Origin of the sequence: Pseudomonas sp. G11, assembly GCF_029457515.1 — a bacterium.
Taxonomy (GTDB): Bacteria; Pseudomonadota; Gammaproteobacteria; order Pseudomonadales; family Pseudomonadaceae; genus Aquipseudomonas; species Aquipseudomonas gorinensis.
Map to the genome: position 1 here is coordinate 6,907,475 of NZ_CP120377.1, position 17,807 is coordinate 6,925,281.

17 protein-coding genes are annotated in these 17,807 nt (G+C 60.1%); 6 read left to right on the top strand and 11 right to left on the bottom strand.

Features of this window, described 5'->3' with window-relative positions; translation table 11 throughout:
• Positions 1-13: 13 nt before the first annotated feature.
• A complete protein-coding gene (locus tag P2T68_RS31805) occupies positions 14-1,039 on the top strand; it encodes an IS110 family transposase (RefSeq protein ID WP_024074122.1) in 1,026 nt (341 codons plus the stop codon).
• Between the two features lie 261 nt (positions 1,040-1,300).
• Here the strand turns inward: P2T68_RS31805 and yjiA are convergent, their stop codons facing one another.
• From yjiA to P2T68_RS31820, 3 genes are all read right to left on the bottom strand, one after another.
• On the bottom strand, positions 1,301-2,260 hold the full coding sequence (yjiA, locus tag P2T68_RS31810) for a GTPase (RefSeq protein ID WP_277378768.1): 960 nt from the start codon (positions 2,258-2,260) through the stop codon (positions 1,301-1,303).
• 135 nt (positions 2,261-2,395) lie between these two features.
• A complete protein-coding gene (locus P2T68_RS31815; RefSeq protein WP_003176208.1) occupies positions 2,396-2,593 on the bottom strand; it encodes a YbdD/YjiX family protein in 198 nt (65 codons plus the stop codon).
• Between the two features lie 15 nt (positions 2,594-2,608).
• Complete coding sequence (locus tag P2T68_RS31820) at positions 2,609-4,675, bottom strand: carbon starvation CstA family protein (RefSeq protein WP_024077499.1); 2,067 nt, start codon at positions 4,673-4,675, stop codon at positions 2,609-2,611.
• A gap of 173 nt (positions 4,676-4,848) precedes the next feature.
• On the opposite strand from P2T68_RS31820, the gene P2T68_RS31825 reads away from it, so the two are divergent.
• On the top strand, positions 4,849-5,217 hold the full coding sequence (locus tag P2T68_RS31825) for a PilZ domain-containing protein (RefSeq protein ID WP_150054042.1): 369 nt from the start codon (positions 4,849-4,851) through the stop codon (positions 5,215-5,217).
• Between the two features lie 4 nt (positions 5,218-5,221).
• On the opposite strand, the gene P2T68_RS31830 is transcribed toward P2T68_RS31825, so the two are convergent.
• Genes P2T68_RS31830 through katB form a run of 4 tightly spaced genes read right to left on the bottom strand, consistent with a single transcriptional unit; the run spans position 5,222 to position 9,502 of the window.
• Entirely contained in the window at positions 5,222-5,947 is a 726-nt protein-coding gene (locus P2T68_RS31830; protein ID WP_277378769.1) for a hypothetical protein, read from the bottom strand.
• 16 nt (positions 5,948-5,963) lie between these two features.
• Positions 5,964-7,331, bottom strand: a complete 1,368-nt coding sequence (gene radA, locus P2T68_RS31835) for a DNA repair protein RadA (RefSeq protein WP_069077072.1) — start codon at positions 7,329-7,331, stop codon at positions 5,964-5,966.
• A 35-nt stretch (positions 7,332-7,366) separates the two neighbouring features.
• A complete protein-coding gene (locus tag P2T68_RS31840; protein ID WP_024077503.1) occupies positions 7,367-7,906 on the bottom strand; it encodes an ankyrin repeat domain-containing protein in 540 nt (179 codons plus the stop codon).
• Positions 7,907-7,960: 54 nt separating this feature from the next.
• Positions 7,961-9,502: a catalase KatB gene (katB, locus tag P2T68_RS31845; protein ID WP_024077504.1), complete on the bottom strand. Its 1,542-nt coding sequence runs from the start codon at positions 9,500-9,502 to the stop codon at positions 7,961-7,963.
• A 287-nt stretch (positions 9,503-9,789) separates the two neighbouring features.
• Here katB and mscL point away from each other — a divergent pair, with 287 nt between their 5' ends.
• Positions 9,790-10,206 carry a large-conductance mechanosensitive channel protein MscL gene (gene mscL / locus P2T68_RS31850; protein WP_017737414.1) on the top strand — a complete coding sequence of 139 codons (417 nt, stop codon included), beginning with the start codon at positions 9,790-9,792 and terminating at the stop codon, positions 10,204-10,206.
• A 44-nt stretch (positions 10,207-10,250) separates the two neighbouring features.
• Here the strand turns inward: mscL and P2T68_RS31855 are convergent, their stop codons facing one another.
• Positions 10,251-11,027 (bottom strand): ferredoxin--NADP reductase, encoded by a 777-nt coding sequence (locus P2T68_RS31855; protein WP_024077505.1) that lies wholly within the window; start codon positions 11,025-11,027, stop codon positions 10,251-10,253.
• A 405-nt stretch (positions 11,028-11,432) separates the two neighbouring features.
• On the opposite strand from P2T68_RS31855, the gene P2T68_RS31860 reads away from it, so the two are divergent.
• On the top strand, positions 11,433-12,143 hold the full coding sequence (locus P2T68_RS31860) for a LuxR family transcriptional regulator (RefSeq protein WP_024077506.1): 711 nt from the start codon (positions 11,433-11,435) through the stop codon (positions 12,141-12,143).
• A 173-nt stretch (positions 12,144-12,316) separates the two neighbouring features.
• Positions 12,317-13,441 (top strand): methyltransferase, encoded by a 1,125-nt coding sequence (locus P2T68_RS31865; RefSeq protein WP_069077070.1) that lies wholly within the window; start codon positions 12,317-12,319, stop codon positions 13,439-13,441.
• 70 nt (positions 13,442-13,511) lie between these two features.
• Here the strand turns inward: P2T68_RS31865 and P2T68_RS31870 are convergent, their stop codons facing one another.
• The 3 genes from P2T68_RS31870 to P2T68_RS31880 are packed head-to-tail and all read right to left on the bottom strand — an operon-like array spanning position 13,512 to position 16,140.
• Positions 13,512-13,679, bottom strand: coding sequence for a DUF2474 domain-containing protein (locus tag P2T68_RS31870; protein WP_069077069.1), 168 nt, complete (start codon positions 13,677-13,679; stop codon positions 13,512-13,514).
• Between the two features lie 12 nt (positions 13,680-13,691).
• Positions 13,692-14,699, bottom strand: coding sequence for a cytochrome d ubiquinol oxidase subunit II (gene cydB, locus P2T68_RS31875; RefSeq protein WP_024077509.1), 1,008 nt, complete (start codon positions 14,697-14,699; stop codon positions 13,692-13,694).
• 1 nt (position 14,700) lies between these two features.
• Positions 14,701-16,140: a cytochrome ubiquinol oxidase subunit I gene (locus tag P2T68_RS31880; RefSeq protein ID WP_024077510.1), complete on the bottom strand. Its 1,440-nt coding sequence runs from the start codon at positions 16,138-16,140 to the stop codon at positions 14,701-14,703.
• 318 nt (positions 16,141-16,458) lie between these two features.
• Here P2T68_RS31880 and P2T68_RS31885 point away from each other — a divergent pair, with 318 nt between their 5' ends.
• On the top strand, positions 16,459-17,709 hold the full coding sequence (locus P2T68_RS31885; protein WP_024077511.1) for an MFS transporter: 1,251 nt from the start codon (positions 16,459-16,461) through the stop codon (positions 17,707-17,709).
• Positions 17,710-17,807 lie beyond the last annotated feature (98 nt).

Below are 17,807 nucleotides of genomic sequence, written 5' to 3' on the forward strand. Positions count from 1 at the left end.
GGAGGCCATCATCATGAGCGAGTCAGCACTGATCGGGATCGATCTCGGCAAACATAATTTCCACCTTCTGGGCCAAGACAAATCGGGCCGCGAGGTGTTTCGCAAAAAGCTCTCGCGAGCGCAGATGATGCGGTTCTTCGGCAACTTGCCGAGCTGCGTCGTGGTAACGGAAGCCTGTGCCGGCTCTCACTTCATCGCCCGTCAGCTTGCGGCGATGGGGCATACGACCAAGTTGATTTCACCGCAGTTTGTCCGCCCTTTCGTCAAGGGCAACAAAAATGACTTTATCGACGCAGAGGCCATTTGCGAGGCGGCTTCCCGTCCGTCCATGCGCTTCGTTACGCCTAAAACCGAGTCTCAGCAAACCCTGTCTGTCCTGCATCGCATGCGCGAGTCGTTGGTGCATGACCGCACCAAGACAGCCAATCAGATGCACGGTTTCCTGCTGGAATTTGGCATCAGCCTGCCCAAAGGCTCAGCCATCATGAAGCGTTTGGCAGCTGTTTTGGCCGAGCATGAGCTGCCTGTGCGGCTGACAGTGCTGTTGCAACGCCTGCACGATCACTTCGTTTACCTGGATGAACAGATCAAGGAACTGGACAAACAACTGGCTTGCCAGCTGGCCGACGATGATCTGGGGAGCCGTTTGCTTAGCATGCCGTGTGTCGGTCCGATCACCGCCAGCCTTCTGGCTGTAGAAATGGGCGATGGCAAGCAATACCGATGCAGTCGCGATTTTGCGGCTTCAGTGGGCTTGGTGCCGCGACAGTACAGCACGGGCGGCAAAGCCAATTTGTTGGGGATCAGCAAGCGGGGTGACAAGCACCTGCGGCAACTGCTGGTGCAATGCTCCAGGGTTTACATGCAGAGGCTGGATCATCAGAAGGGGGCTTTGGCCGACTGGGTGCGAGCGCTGCTGCGCCGACGACACTCGAATGTGGTGGCCTGTGCCCTGGCCAACAAACTGGCGCGTATCGCTTGGGCGATAGCGGCTCACCATGCGCAATATGAAGCAGGGCCAGACGCCTTGAACGCCTGACCCTGCGGTTGTTGCAGTACCACAATTCACCCTTCAGGTTTTGCGATAGCTGAACAACGGATGACGTGAACGGCCTACCGGCCTGGCGAAGATCCTGACATAAAAATCGGCTTCAGAAGCCGACGGGCTTTTAAGGATCGTCAGGCGCGACTCTCATCGTGGCGCTGGGGCAAGCCCCAAACAGACGCCGGATAGATTTAAGCAAGCCAACCACATCGCCCGTTAATCAGTATTGCAAAAATGGGGGGGACCATAGATTTTTTACGCCTGGTAAATCCGCTTAAAGCCTTCGCGGATTTTGTCTTCCGGCAACTCATCGGCAATAAACACAATCACACTCTCCCGCGCCTCACCCTCGGTCCATTCGGTGTCCCAATCGAACCCGTAGAGCTTGAGCACGCCCTGGAACACCATGCGCCGATCCTCCCCGGCGATGTTGAGCACGCCCTTGTAGCGCAGCAGTTGCTTGCCATGGTCTTCCAGCAGTTCGTTCATGAACTCACTGAGGCGGTCGATATCCAGCGGCTGGTCAGTGCGCAGTACCAGGCTGGAAATACGGTCGCTGGACGGCGCCTTGCTCACCGGGCGCAAGCTCATGCCGGCGTTAAGGTTGAAGCCGCGCACATCGAGCAGTTCGGCTAACTCAATCTTGCCGTGCTCGACCACACGGATCGGCGCGCGGCGGTTGATGTGTGTGAGGCGCTCACTGAGAGCCTCGAAGGTGGCGTCGTCCACCAGGTCACGCTTGCTCACCAGCAGGCGGTCGGCGAAACCGATCTGCGCCTGGGCGATGGTCTGGGTCAGGTGGTGCTCGGCGTGGGCCGCGTCCACGAGGGTGATGATGCCGTCAAGGATGTAGCGCTCGCGCAGTTCCTCATCGATGAAAAAGGTTTGGGCCACCGGCGCAGGGTCAGCGAGGCCGGTGCACTCGATCACCAGGCGGTCGAAGGCGATCTCGCCGCTGTCCAGGCGTTCGAGCAGCAGGTAGAGGGCCTTGGTCAGGTCGGTGTGGATAGTGCAGCACACGCAGCCGTTGGACAGGGTCATGACTTGCACCGGTTCTTCGCCCAACAGCTGGGTGTCGATACCGGCATCGCTGAATTCATTTTCGATCACGGCGATTTTCAAGCCGTGCTCGGCCTTGAGCAGGTGGCGCAGCAAGGTGGTCTTGCCGGCGCCGAGGAAGCCGCTGAGGACGGTCACTGGAATGGGAGAGGACAAAAAATTCTCCTTGAAGGAACACTGAAACAAATGTGGGAGGGGGCTCCCCCCCGATAGCAGTGTGTCAGGCACTTATCTGTCACTGACGCACCACTATCGGGGGCAAGCCCCCTCCCACAGGAGAGTTACGTTAAATCAACAGCACTTGGGCCCACCCTTGCCACCGTAACGGGCTTCCTGGCGCTCTCGGAAGAACGCCTTGTAGTCCATCATCGGTTTGTCCGGGTGTTTGGTTTGCATATGCTCGACGTAGGTGTCGTAGTCGGGCATGCCGACCATCAGACGCGCGGCCTGACCGAGGTATTTACCGAGGCGACTGATGTCATTGAACATGGCTGCAATCCTCGATCAAGCGTCCGGTACAGCCTGGAACGGGGCTTCTTTATCCGTACGTTCTTTGTTGCCCCAGGCGGCGACACCGACCTTGAGCGCATAGAACAGGATGCTGAACACCACGAACAGGAACAGCGCCGTCAGCGTTGCGTTGGTGTAGGCGTTCCAGATCACGTGTTGCATCTGGTCGATGCTCTTGGCCGGGGCCAGGATCTGGCCGTTGGCCAGGGCATCGCTGTATTTCTTCGCCAGCGACAGGAAGCCGATCGCCGGGTTGGCGTCGAACAGCTTGATGAAGCCTGCGGTGGTGGTGCAGATCAGCAGCCAGACAGCCGGCAGCATGGTCACCCAGATGTAGCGTTGGCGTTTCATTTTGATCAGCACAACGGTCGCCAGCATCAGCGCGATACCCGCCAGCATCTGGTTGGAGATACCAAACAGCGGCCACAAGGTGTTGATCCCGCCCAGTGGGTCGATCACGCCTTGGTACAGCAGGTAGCCCCACATGGCCACGCAACCGGCAGTCGCGATCAGGTTGGCGGTCCACGATTCGGTGCGTTTGAGCGCCGGTACGAAGGAGCCCAGCAAGTCTTGCAGCATGAAGCGCCCGGCACGGGTGCCGGCGTCGACAGCAGTCAGGATGAACAGCGCTTCGAACAGGATCGCAAAGTGGTACCAGAACGCCATGGTGTTTTCACCAGGCAGCACACTGTGCAGGATCTGTGCGATCCCCACCGCGAGAGTCGGCGCACCACCGGCACGGGCCAGGATGGTGGTTTCACCGATGTCATGGGCGACGGCCGACAACGCCTCGGGGGTAATTGCAAAGCCCCAGCTGCTGACGGTTTGCGCCACGGTGACCACGTCGGTGCCGACAATCGCTGCCGGGCTGTTCATGGCGAAATACACGCCAGGCTCGATCACCGAAGCGGCAACCATCGCCATGATGGCCACGAACGACTCCATCAACATGCCGCCATAACCGATGTAGCGGGCGTGGCTTTCACTGGCAAGCAGCTTGGGCGTAGTGCCCGAGGAGATCAGCGCGTGGAAGCCGGAAACCGCACCGCAGGCAATGGTGATGAACAGGAACGGGAACAGGCCGCCCTTCCATACCGGGCCGGTGCCATCGATGAACTGGGTCAGCGCGGGCATTTTCAGGTCGGGCATGGTCACCAGGATGCCGATCGCCAGGGCGATGATGGTGCCGATTTTCAGGAAGGTGGAGAGGTAGTCACGTGGCGCCAGGATCAGCCACACCGGCAGTACCGCGGCGACGAAACCGTAGCCGATCAGCATCCAGGTGATCTGGATCCCGGTGAAGGTGAAGGCCTTGGCCCAGACCGGGTCAGCGGCAATCTGCCCGCCCAGCCAGATCGACCCCAGCAGCAGCAACACGCCGAGGATCGAAATTTCACCGATGCGGCCCGGGCGGATGTAGCGCATGTAGATGCCCATGAACATCGCGATCGGGATGGTCGCCATCACCGTGAAGATACCCCACGGGCTCTCGGCCAGGGCCTTGACCACGATCAGCGCCAGTACCGCGAGGATGATGATCATGATCAGGAAGCAGCCGAACAGCGCGATGGTCCCGGGAATGCGGCCCATCTCTTCGCGAACCATATCTCCCAGGGAACGGCCGTTGCGACGGGTGGACAGGAACAGGACCATGAAGTCCTGCACCGCACCGGCCAGCACCACACCGGCAATCAGCCACAAGGTGCCAGGCAGGTAGCCCATTTGCGCCGCCAATACCGGACCGACCAACGGGCCTGCACCGGCAATCGCCGCAAAGTGGTGACCGAAAAGGATGTGTTTGTTGGTCGGCACATAGTCCAGACCGTCGTTGTTGACCACTGCGGGGGTGGCCCGCCGAGGATCGAGCTGCATCACATTGTTAGCGATGAACAGACTGTAGTAACGGTAAGCAACCAGATAAATGGCCACAGCGGCGACCACGATCCACAAGGCGTTTATCGCCTCGCCGCGGCGCAAGGCCACTACGCCCAGGGCGCACGCTCCTACGATTGCCAGCACCAGCCAGGGTAAGTGGCGTAGCAGGCTATTATTATTTTTCATTTTTATATTCCAGCCAGGGTGGACAGAAAGGACAGCCACCCGGAGTTTAGCGCTACTGGCCTTAAAGGCCACCCCCCTACGTTGGTCTAGAGCCTTCCCAAGGCAAAAAAGCAGAAAAAACAGCCCAGTGATGGCGTACGGCTACAATCCTTCTATCCACAGAGGGTTTCACCATGACCGAGCAAGCGTCTGATCGCCGCCGTTTTCGCCGGATCGCCTTTGATGCCAAGACCAAACTTCAGCAAAACGGCCAGGAATGGCCGGTGCAATTGGTGGATCTGTCGCTAAAGGGCCTGTTGGCGCAACGGCCTGAAGATTGGAAGGGAAATATAAAGCTGCCGTTCACCGTCGACATACGCCTGGATCCCGAGGCTCATATAAAGATGCAAGTAGAACTGACCCACGAAGCAAATGGCCAACTGGGATTTGTGTGCACAAACATCGACCTGGACTCGATCAAACACTTGCGGCGGCTGATCGAGCTGAACCTGGGCGACCAGGAAGAACTTGAGCGGGAGCTGGGCGCGTTGCTGGAAGTGTGATGGCTCAGGGAAACGCCGTACGTGCGGGAAATGCGCTTTCCATGTCCCAGTAGCCCTTTTTCTGACTTGAGGCGCCGTGCCACTGTCCGTCAACAAACCGATAAGTCTGATAACGCGTGGCAAAGTCATCCTCACCGTCGCCATCCATGAAGGACGACACCTGCAGCAGTTCATCCGCGCCGCCACTGGCTGGCGTCGCTATCATCCACGCAGCCTTGCCCGTCTGTGCCAGAGTCAACGCCTGGGCTTTGCCGTCGGTGCCCTGGTAACTCAGCGGTTTGAGTTGCTGTTTGTCAGGCAGCAACAGTTGCGTGGCAGGCCCGCTGTAACTGCCCATGGGGGCGGTCTGATCGATGGTCAAAAAATACACAGGTTCGGGCAGCCCTTTGAGCGGGGCTTTCTCGACCTGGGCCAACGGGTAGCCGAGGTTTTCGTGAGCTATCACCTCGCCAGAGGCTGATACCAACCGCACCTGGGCTTCGCGCAGCGGGCTGTCGACCAAATCGCCAGGCTCGTCGAACGAGTCTTCATCCAACCCATTGCCCCAACTGTCGCTGTGCAGTTGGGCGCTGATGCGCTGGTCTTCCAGCACCTGCAGCACACTGCCGTCGGGTGTCACCAGCTTCTGCGCCAGCCGATAACCGGCTGGCAGCTCAGCCCACGCCATGGCGGACGAGCCGGCCAAAGCGATAAACAGGGCGAGCGCGCCCCAGCGATTCGATCGTTGCATGGCGTCCATCCCTGAGTTATTCGAAAAGTGCATCCAATGCCTGTTCCAGGCGCGTTACTCCGATCACCTGCAACCCTGGCGGCGCTTCCTTTGGCGCATTGCCCTTCGGCACAATTGCGCGTTTGAAGCCGTGCTTGGCGGCTTCCTTGAGGCGCTCCTGGCCACTGGGCACCGGGCGCACTTCGCCCGACAGGCCGACTTCGCCAAACACCAGCAAGTCATGGGGCAGCGGCCGGTTGCGCAGGCTGGACATCACCGCCGCCATCAACGCCAGGTCGGATGCGGTTTCCAGCACCTTGACCCCGCCCACCACGTTGAGGAACACGTCTTGGTCATGGGTCGGAATGCCACCATGGCGGTGCAATACCGCCAGCAACATCGCCAGGCGGTTCTGATCCAGGCCCAGGGTGACTCGACGCGGGTTGGCCAAATGGCTGTCATCCACCAGCGCCTGGACTTCCACCAGCATCGGCCGGGTGCCTTCCCACGTCGCCATCACCACACTGCCGGGGACTTCTTCCTGGGCACGGGTGAGAAAAATCGCCGATGGATTGGAGACTTCTTTCAGCCCCCGGTCGGTCATGGCGAACACACCCAGCTCGTTCACCGCGCCAAAGCGGTTCTTCACCGCGCGCAGCAAACGCAGGCGGCCATCGGATTCGCCTTCGAAATACAGCACGGTGTCGACCATATGCTCCAGCACGCGTGGCCCGGCCAATGCACCTTCCTTGGTCACGTGGCCAACCAGGAAGATCGCCGTGCCACTCTGCTTGGCATAACGCACCAGCAGCGCCGCACTTTCGCGCACCTGGGACACGCCACCCGGCGCCGATTGCAGTTGTTCGGTGAAAATCGTCTGGATCGAGTCGATCACCATGACCTTGGGTTTTTCGATGCGGGCCGTGGCGATGATGCTTTCGATGCAGGTTTCCGTCATGACCCGCAGTTGATCCTGGGGCAGGCCCAAGCGACGGGCGCGCATGGCCACTTGCTGCTGGGATTCTTCACCCGTGACGTACAGCGCCGGCATGCGGCTGGCGATGCTGCACAGGGTTTGCAGCAGGATCGTCGACTTGCCGATGCCCGGGTCGCCGCCGATCAGCACCACCGAACCATCCACCAGGCCGCCGCCGAGCACACGGTCCAGCTCGCCGGACGCGGTGGAGAAGCGCGGAATCTCTTCGACACTGACTTCAGCCAGGGTCTTGATCTGCGCCTGTTGCCCGGTCCAGCCGGCGCGGCCGGTAGGGGCCGAGGCGCCGCCGCTTTCGATCATGGTTTCCGTGAGGGTATTCCACGCACCGCACTCGGTGCATTGGCCGGCCCACTTGGGAAAGGTCGCGCCGCACTCCGTGCAGCCGTACATGCGCTTGGCCTTTGCCATTCGAGAACCTCCAACCGAAAAACCGCGATGATAGCTCAGCGCGACGCCGGGGTCCGGATTTCACCGCTGGCCAACCGTGAAGCACTGTTGCCGACCGGGTCTTCGGCGTTGAGATCGGCGCCCTTGGCTTTGAGTGCGTCGAGCAACTCGATCCGTTTGAACAGGCCGGCGTACATGGCTGCCGTCTGCCCGGCGCCGTTACGTTGGTCGGGGTTGCAGTCGGTGGCCAGCAGGCGCTGGGCGATTTTCAATTCCCCCTTGAAGATCGCGCCCATCAACGCGGTGTTGCCGCGCTTGTCCTGCACACAGGCGTCGGCGCCGGCGGCGAGCAAACGCTCCACGTAGGCGCTCTCGCCGTGGTAGGCGGCGAGGATCAGCGCGGTGTAGCCCTTGTCGTCCTGGGTGTTGAGGGGGAAACCGGCGTCGATAAAGGTGTTGAGCATGTCGAGGTCGCCACGGCGAGCGGCGTCGAAGTAGTAATCCTGAAGCTGTGCCTTGAGCGCGACCGGGTCGGGGGACTCGGCATGGGCGAAAAAGGCCAGCATGGCCATCAGTAAGCCGATAGAAACACGCATGGGTTCTCTCCTGCCAGAGGTCGACGCCCACAAGGACGTCGACCGAAACCAACGTCAGTCGGTGAGTTTTTCGGCCAGCGCCTTCACGCGAGCCAGGTCACCCTTGGCGACCTTGGCCACGCCGGTACCGTATTCCGGGTCGGCTTTGTAGAGGAACGACAGGATGATGTGCTTGCTCTCGTCATCGGTAGTGGCCAGGGAGCCGCCGAAGTTGTCGATCAAGTCCTGACGCTCTTTCTTGCTGTAGGAGCGATACAGGTCACCCGCTTGTTTGAAGTTCTGCTCACGCTGGATCTTCGCCTGCTGGGTGCTGCCCGACAGTGCCGTCTGGCTGTAGCGCGCGGTTTGCGGCTCTTCACGGTTTTCCAGGCGGCTTGGCTGGTAGTTCACGCCGCTGGTGGTTTTGCCGAAGTTCAGCGCACCGTCCTGGTTCCCGTTGTTGACGGTGACCCGTGGGGCGTTGATCGGCAATTGCAGCGCATTAGCGCCCAGGCGATACATTTGCGTGTCCGCATACGAGAACACCCGGCCTTGCAGCAGGCGGTCTTCCGACGGTTCGATACCCGGTACCAGGTTGGCCGGGGCCATGGCGACTTGCTCGGTTTCCTGGAAGACATTCGCCGGGTTGCGGTTCAGTACCATCTGCCCGACTTTACGCTCGGGCACATTCGGCCAGATCTTGGTGGCGTCCAGTGGGTCGAAATCAAACTTGGCCAACTCTTCCGGCTTGAGTACCTGCACATACAGGTCCCACTTGGGGAAATCGCCCTTATTGATGTGGGTAACCAAGTCATTGGTCATATGACTGTAGTCACGCCCCTGCACCTCGGTAACTTGCTTGGGATCGAGGTTCTTAATGCCCTGCAGGCTCTTCCAGTGGAACTTGACGTAGTGCACTTCGCCCTTGGCGTTAATCAACTTGTAGGCATGTACGCCATTGCCATCCATTTCCCGATAACTTGCCGGGGTACCGGAGTCGGAATACAACTCGGTGAGTGTACGAGTGGCCTCGGGAACATGGGAGAAGAAGTCGAAACGACGGGAGTCATCGTCCAGGTTAGTGCGTGGGTCCGGCTTGAAGGCGTGGACCATGTCGGGGAACTTGATGGCGTCGCGGATAAAGAACGTCGGGAAGTTGTTGCCCACCAGGTCCCAGTTGCCATCAGCGGTGTAGAACTTGGTGGCGAAACCGCGCGGGTCACGCAAGGTTTCCGGGGAGTGGTTGCCGTGCACCACGGCCGAGAAGCGCACGAACACCGGGGTGGCTTCGCCTGCCGCAAAGACCTTGGCCTTGGTCAGGTCGCTGAGGGTGTCGGTGACGGTAAAGGTGCCATGGGCACCAGTGCCACGGGCATGCACCACGCGCTCGGGGATGCGCTCTCGATCGAAACGCTGCAGCTTCTGGATCAGTTGCACGTCTTGCAGCAGCACTGGGCCATTGGCACCCGCGGTTTGCGAGTTCTGGTTGTCGCCGACGGCAGCGCCGTTATCGCGGGTCAGGTTGGCGGCTTGCACAGAAAGGGAAAGCAGGCTGGCGGTCGCCAGTACCACTGCATGTCGCGCCAGGCCTGGGCCGCGCTTAATGGGGTTCTTCATCGAGGTTTCCTCTGGTTTTTTTAGCGCACATTCAGTTGTGCTTGCCAGAGGCTAGTGACCCGCGAGTCAGAAGATAAATAGAAAAACACCACTAGGGCGATTAAGAAATTAATGTGGTAAGCCACTGAAATGGCGCGTATTTCGCGCGCGACTGGTGGCACTTTGCAAACTATTTGCGTTTTAATGTGTCGATAAAAACCAAGAGTGTGAACAGTTGTGTCAGGCAAGCCCTCCACGACTGACTTACACTGAGCAGCACCCTTCTAATCTGTAACAAGGAATAACCTATGGGCGTGATCAGTGAGTTCAAGGCCTTCGCGGTCAAAGGTAATGTGGTCGACATGGCCGTCGGTATCATCATCGGCGCCGCCTTCGGCAAAATTGTTTCCTCGTTCGTAGGCGACGTGGTGATGCCGCCCATTGGTCTGTTGATCGGTGGCGTAGACTTCGGCGACCTGGCGATAACGCTCAAAGCCGCGCAGGGTGACGTGCCCGCGGTTGTGCTGGCGTACGGCAAGTTCATCCAGAGCGTGATCGACTTTGTGATCGTCGCGTTTGCGATCTTCATGGGTGTGAAGGCCATCAACCGCCTCAAGCGCGAAGAAGCCGTGGCGCCGAGCCTGCCACCGACGCCAACCAAGGAAGAAGTGTTGTTGGGTGAGATCCGTGATCTGCTCAAGGCACAGAACGACAAGCCGCTGTAACCCCATCGACTTGCAGAAAGGCGCCTCGAGGGGCGCCTTTTTTGTTACCAGTAATTCTCCACGGCCACCTGGCCAGGGCGCCGGGACAGGCTCAATTGCATGTCGCGCTGTTTGAGCAATTGGCGGGTGTCGTCGATCATCTGGGGGTTGCCGCAAATCATCACGCGCGAATGCTCCGGGCTCAGCTCGACGCCGGCCGCGCGCTCCAACTCGCCATTCTCGATCAAGGTGGTGATACGCCCATTCAACGCGCCCGGATGCTGCTCACGCGTGACGAGCGGCAGGTAGGTCAGTTTGTGCGCATATTCAGCCAGGTACTCGCGCTCGCCCAAGCCCTGGATAAGCGACTGATAGGCCAGCTCCCTGGCTTCCCGCGCGCTGTACACCAGGATGATGCGCTCGAATTTTTCCCACACCTCGAAGTCCTGCAGGATCGACAGGAACGGCGCCACCCCGGTGCCAGTGCCCAGCAGCCAAAGGTCGCGGCCATCGACGAAACGGTTCAGGGTGAGGAACCCCGTAGCCTGGCGCTCGACCAACAGCGTGTCGCCCACACGCAGGCGACTCAGTTCGCTGGTGAACTCGCCGCCGGGCACAACAATCGAGAAAAAATCCAAGTGCTCATCGAACGGTGAAGACACCACAGAGTAAGCGCGCCATACGGTGCTGCCATCCGCCTTGGTGACCCCCAGGCGCACGAACTGGCCGGCGACAAACCGAAAGCCGGGGTCGCGGGTGGTCCGCAAGGTGAAGAGGCTGGGGGTCAGCGATTGCACGTCGAGCAAGGTCTGGCGGGTAAATTTCTCAGCACTGGCCGTCATGGGGAACTCCGTTCTACAGGTGCCCTAGTGTCCCTCAAAGTCACGCGCGGAAACACCTGCAGTCGGTAGTGACATCCTGAATGCCCCTTGGGGGACCAAAGCTAATGGCACTTTAATTGCTCGTCTAATTATTTCGCTATAACACAACACCGCGCCATTACATTGAAGCGCGGCCCATTTGTTAGTTGGGTGTTACAGGTAGTGCACTGCCCTCGTGAAATGGAAGGGGCAACCTCCATCGAACGCTTGATGGCAAATTAATATTACTGCTGAAACTATCTTTCCCCTCTCCCTACCAAGAAAGAAATTTCCGACATTGATGTAGATCATGTCCTACACTCATTTGCGTGCAGCACTGGGGCTCAGGATGTACCCATGCCGCCGACACGTTATGGAGAGTTACCAATGGTTAACTGGCGAAATACACGGATTCCCAAACTGGAAGGCGAGGACAAGATCACCAGCGTATTTGAAATGGTTATCAACAGAACCCTTGAACTCGGCTTCCAATTCTGTTCCTTCACCATGAGTTCTCAACTACCGACAAACTCAACCAAACCGATTCATCTCAACAACTATCCGAATGAATGGAACCTGCAGTATGACCAGGCCCACTACTTCGAAGTAGACCCGGTCGTCAACCATTGCAAACATTGCGTATTACCCATTGTCAGGGAGGAAAAACTCTTCACCGCCGTGCCAAGCCTGTGGGAACTGGCCCGGTCACAGGGTGTGCATCTGGGGTGGACCCAATCGGTCCACGACTTCCAGGGTGTGTTCAGCATGCTGTCCCTGGGACGCAGCGAGGGCGCAGTCAGCCCGGAAGAACTGTATGAAAAGGCCGGCCATGTCTTGTGGCTCTGCCATGCGATGCACGCGGTTGTCGCACAAAAATTTGCCGACAACCCAAGCATTACCCCGCCCTGCAAATTGACCGAGCGGGAAACGGAAGTCCTCAGATGGTCAGCCCTGGGCAAGACCGCCGCCGACATTGCCGGCATCCTCTGCCTGTCGGAGCGTACGGTGGGTTTTCATATCAGCCGTACGTTCAAGAAACTGGGGGTCAATAACAAGATTGCCGCTGTACTGAGGGCATCAAAAGCCGGGCTGTTTTAACCGCCCCGGAAACGCTGCATGTAATCCTTGCAAAAAATAAGTAACATTTACGACCAACTCTGAGTGTTGATGCCGCCGCCAAGGCGCCGCCTCGCAGTTCACTCAGACGGTTCGACCAGCGCGCCTCACGCCCCCTGCCGAACACCCATCGATTACCCAGAGCCTCCCCTGCCATGCCCCTGCTCGACAGTCCATTCGCCCAGCTCGATCTGATCCGCCAGCCAGAGCAACACAATGATCCGCTGCAGGCCTTCGACGCCGCCGACGAGTACCTGCTCAGTCACTTGGCTGAGCAACAGCCGGGCGCAACGACCCGCGTGCTGGTACTCAACGACAGTTTTGGCGCCCTGGCGGCCAGCCTCGAAGGCCGGGTGCAGGTGACGTCCAGTGGTGATTCGTTTCTTGCCGCCCAGGGCCTGGAGAAAAACCTGGTGCGCAACGGCAAGGCGTTCGATGCAGTGAGTTTTGTCCCGGCCAGCCAGGTGCCCATCGGGCCATTCGACCGGGTGCTGATACGCGTCCCGAAAACCCTGGCCTTGCTGGAAGAACAGCTGATTCGCCTGCAAGGCCAACTGGCCCCGGGCGCCGAAGTGGTCGCGGGGGCGATGATCAAGCATCTCCCACGGGCCGCCGGTGAATTGCTGGAACGCTATATCGGACCGATGCACGCTTCATTGGCGGTAAAAAAGGCACGTTTGCTGATCGCAACATTGGCAGACCGCCCGGCAGCGGTGTCGCCCTACCCGACACGCTATACCCTGGAAACACCGCCCATCGAGCTGCTCAACCACGCCAACGTGTTCTGCCGCGAAGGACTGGACATCGGCACCCGTGCGTTCCTGCCCCACTTGCCCAAGGGCCTGGGCGCCGCGCGCGTCGCGGACCTTGGATGCGGCAACGGCGTATTGGCGATTGCCAGCGCCCTGCAAAACCCGCAGGCGCAGTACACCTTGGTGGACGAGTCCTACATGGCCGTGCAATCAGCCGCCGAGAATTGGCAAGCGGCCCTCGGCGCGCGCGCGGTGAGTGTCCATGCCGGCGACGGCCTGGCAGGCCAGGCGCCGGAGTCCCTCGACGTGGTGCTGTGCAACCCGCCGTTCCACCAGCAACAGGTGGTCGGCGACTTCCTCGCCTGGCGCATGTTCCAACAGGCGCGCGAGGCCTTGGTGGCAGGCGGCGCCCTCTATATCGTCGGCAACCGCCATCTGGGCTATCACAGCAAGTTGGCGCGGCTGTTCCGAGGCGTCGAGCAAGTCGCCGCCACACCGAAGTTCGTAATCCTCAAAGCGCGCAAATAAAAAAAGACCCCGCCCCTCCAAAGAGGGAACAGGGTCAAAAAACCGTGCCGCAAGGCAACGGGATGGGATGTCAGTGAGTGGTCAGGCCGGCCGCGCTCATGAACATGCGCATCAGGCTGGCCACGATGAACAGGGCCAGCACGCTGGCGCTCCAGATCATCGCCAACCACCCCAGGCGCCGCCACAACGGCTGTTTCTCGGCCTGTTCAATCTCGTGCAACGAAGGTTTGCCAGACATGGAACGACCCTCCTAGTGATAGCCGTCTTCGTGGGTGACCTTGCCGCGGAACACGTAGTAGCTCCAGAAGGTGTAGCCCAGGATGAACGGAATGATGAACAGCGTACCCACCAGCATGAAGCCCTGGCTTTGCGGCGGTGCAGCCGCATCCCAGATCGATACCGAGGGCGGGATGATATTGGGCCACAGGCTGATCCCCAGGCCGCTGTAGCCAAGGAAGATCAGCACCAGCGTCAGCAGGAACGGCGTGTAGTGCGCATTACGCGCCACGGCGCGGATCAACCCGTACATGGTCACCAGCACCAGGATCGGTACCGGCAGGAACCAGAACAGGTTCGGCAGGGTGAACCAGCGCGAGGCGATTTCCGGGTGCGCCAGCGGCGTCCACAGGCTGACGATCCCAATCACCGCCAGCACCACAAAGGCCAATGGCTGCGCCAGGTTGTGCATCTTCTCCTGCAACGGGCCTTCGGTTTTCATGATCAGCCAGGTGCAGCCGAGCAACGCATAGGCCACGATCAGCGCCACCCCGCAGAACATCGTGAACGGCGTGAGCCAATCCAGCGAGCCGCCGGCAAATTGGCGATTGACCACCGGGATGCCGTCGATAAACGCCCCCAGCGCCACGCCCTGGAAGAAGGTCGCCGCCAGTGAGCCGCCGATAAACGCCTTGTCCCACAGGTGACGCTTGTGGTCCTTGGCCTTGAAGCGAAACTCGAAGGCCACGCCGCGAAAGATCAGCCCGATCAGCATCAGCATCAACGGCAGGTACAGGGCCGACAACACCACCGAGTAGGCCAGCGGGAAGGCGCCGAACAACGCCGCGCCCCCCAGCACCAGCCAGGTTTCGTTACCGTCCCAGACCGGGGCGACGGTGTTCATCATCACGTCACGGTCGGTCTTGCCCGGAATAAACGGGAAGAGGATGCCGATGCCCAGGTCGAAGCCGTCCATGACCACGTACATCATGATGCCGAAGATGATGATCACGGCCCAGATCAGCGGAAGATCAATACCCATCTCAATTCCCCTTGTGCTGGATGTGGGCGTGGTCGTCATCGCCGCCATCATCGGCGGCGGACAATGGACGGGCCGGTGTGCGTTTCTGGCCAGGGCCACCGTGGGTCGGCTCGGTGCTTTCGTGGGTCACAGGGCCTTTGCGTACCAGGCGCATCATGTAGCCCAGGCCTGCGCCGAACAGCGCGAAGTACACCACCACGAACAGCACCAGGGTGATGGTCATCTGCGCCAGGCTATGCCCGGAGGACGCATCCGCCGTGCGCATCAACCCGTAGACGACCCACGGCTGGCGACCGATTTCGGTGGTGAACCAGCCCGCGAGGATCGCGATCAGGCCGGACGGGCCCATCCACAGGGCCAGGTACAGGAACGGCCTGGAGGTGTACATCTTGCCGCCCCGGCGCAGCCAGAGGCTGAACAGCCCGGTGAAGATCATCAGCAAGCCCAGGCCGACCATGACCCGGAACGACCAGAACACAATGGTCGAGTTGGGGCGGTCTTCAGGCGCAAACTCCTTGAGCGCCGGCACCTGTTTGTCCAGGGAGTGGGTCAGGATCAGGCTGCCCAGGTAGGGAATTTCCACCGCGTATTTGGTTTTTTCGGCTTTCATGTCCGGCCAGCCAAACAGGATCAACGGCGTCGGCTCATTGCCGATATTTTCCCAGTGGCCTTCAATCGCGGCGATTTTCGCCGGCTGATGCTTGAGCGTGTTGAGGCCGTGGAAGTCACCGATCACCGCCTGGATAGGCGCCACGATCAGGGCCATCCACATCGCCATCGACAACATGGTGCGGATCGCGGGGGTGTCCTTGCCACGCAACAAATGCCAGGCCGCCGAGGAGCCGACGAAGAAGGCCGTGGCGACAAACGCGGCCGTGGCCATGTGCATCAGGCGGTAGGGGAACGACGGGTTGAAGATCACCGCCAGCCAGTCGGTGGGAATCACGCGGCCGTCGATGATTTCAAAGCCCTGGGGCGTCTGCATCCAGCTGTTGGACGCCAGGATCCAGAAGGTGGAGATCAACGTACCGACTGCCACCATCACCGTGGCGAAGAAGTGCAGCTTGCGCCCCACCTTGTTCCAGCCGAACAGCATCACCCCGAGGAAACCGGCCTCGAGGAAGAAGGCCGTGAGCACTTCGTACGTGAGCAGCGGCCCGGTGACGGAGCCGGCGAAGTCCGAGAAGCGGCTCCAGTTGGTGCCGAACTGGTAGGCCATGACCAAGCCGGAGACCACGCCCATGCCGAAGTTGACGGCAAAGATCTTCGACCAGAAGTGGTAGAGGTCACGGTAGGTGTCGTTATGGGTCTTGAGCCACAGACCTTCCAGCACCGCAAGGTAACTGGCCAGGCCAATGGTGATCGCCGGGAACAGGATGTGAAACGAGATGGTGAACGCAAATTGAATTCGGGCGAGATCTAGCGCCTCCAAACCGAACATAAGTCTTCCTCTGTCAGGTAATACCGAATGCTGGCTGGAGGCCGCATCCACTGCCCCCACGGATATGGAGTGTGGCGAATTTCAATTCGTTTCTTTTTTTAACCAACCACGCAGGGATCCTGGCCTTGCGGCCGCCAGAACAAATTCTGAAATGACTTTGATCTGGATCAATCACAGTCAAAAGAGTAGTCCCATTTTCGCGATTGGCCTGTGTGGTCTTTTGCCGCGTGACAGCTTGCCTCAGCCCTCTTCTCGCAACTAATTGTTACAGCTTGATGCTAATCTCACCCTTCCCTCCGGCCTTGACCAGAATTTCCGATGCCCAGTGAACCCGCGTTGCTGTTACGTCACCACCGCCCTTTCATCGCGTTCTGGCTGGCGCGGATCTTCACCGCCAGCGGCTTCCAGATGCTTACCGTGGCCATCGGCTGGAACCTCTACCAACTGACCGGCAACGTACTCGACCTGGGCCTGGTCGGCCTGGTGGAATTCGTCCCACGCGTGCTGTTCATGCTGCACACCGGGCATGTGGCCGACCGCTATGAGCGGCGTAAAGTCGCGGCCATCTGCCAGACCGTGCAGGCGCTGATCGCCTTGTCCCTGGCCATCGGTGGCCTGACTGGCAACGTAACCCGCGAGATGATCTTTATCCTCGCCTTCGTGCTGGGTGCCGCGCGGTCCTTCGAGATGCCCACCACCCAGGCGCTGCTGCCGAGCATCGTGCCCAGCGCGCTGTTCCCGCGCGCCGTGGCTTCGTCACAATCGGCCCAGCAACTGGCGACTATCGTCGCGCCGGCCCTCGGTGGGTTGCTCTACGCCTTTGGCAGCGTGTGGGTGTATGGCCCGACCGTGGTGCTGTACCTGATTGCCTGCGTCTTGACCCTCAACCTGCCCGCCCGCCAGACCCCGCTCAATACAGGCAAGGCAACGTTGGATTCGCTGCTCGCCGGCATCCGCTTTATCCGCAGCCGCCCGGACATCCTCGGCGCGATTTCCCTCGACCTGTTCGCCGTGCTGCTCGGCGGCGCCACTGCGTTGCTGCCGGTGTTTGCCAAGGACATCCTGCTGACCGGCGCCTGGGGCCTGGGCCTGCTACGCTCGGCACCCGCTGTCGGTGCCTTGCTGATGTCGCTGTGGTTGGCACGGTTTGCGGTGGACCGACAGGTCGGCCGGGTCATGTTTACCGCCGTCGGGGTGTTTGGCGTGGCGACCATTGCCTTCGGCCTCTCCACTTCGTTCTGGTTTTCCCTGGCCGTGCTGGTGGTGCTGGGCGCGGCGGACATGATCAGCATGGTGATCCGCGCCTCCTTTGTGCAACTGGAAACCCCGGATGAAATGCGCGGGCGGGTCAGTGCGGTCAATGGCCTGTTTATTGGTGCCTCGAATCAATTGGGCGAGTTCGAATCCGGGATTACCGCCCACTGGTTCGGCACTGTGCCGGCGGTGGTGATGGGCGGTATCGGCACGTTGGTGGTGACGGGGGTGTGGATCAAACTGTTCCCGACCCTGGCCAATCGCGACCGTATGCATGTGCCGGTGGAAGAGCCCGCTCAAAAAACTACCGCATAACCCATGTGGGAGGGGGCATGGGTATCTACACAACGTTGGCTCAATACTGAGCACCCGACAGACAGGGCAGTTGTGGGTGATTTGTCAGGGGCTGAACA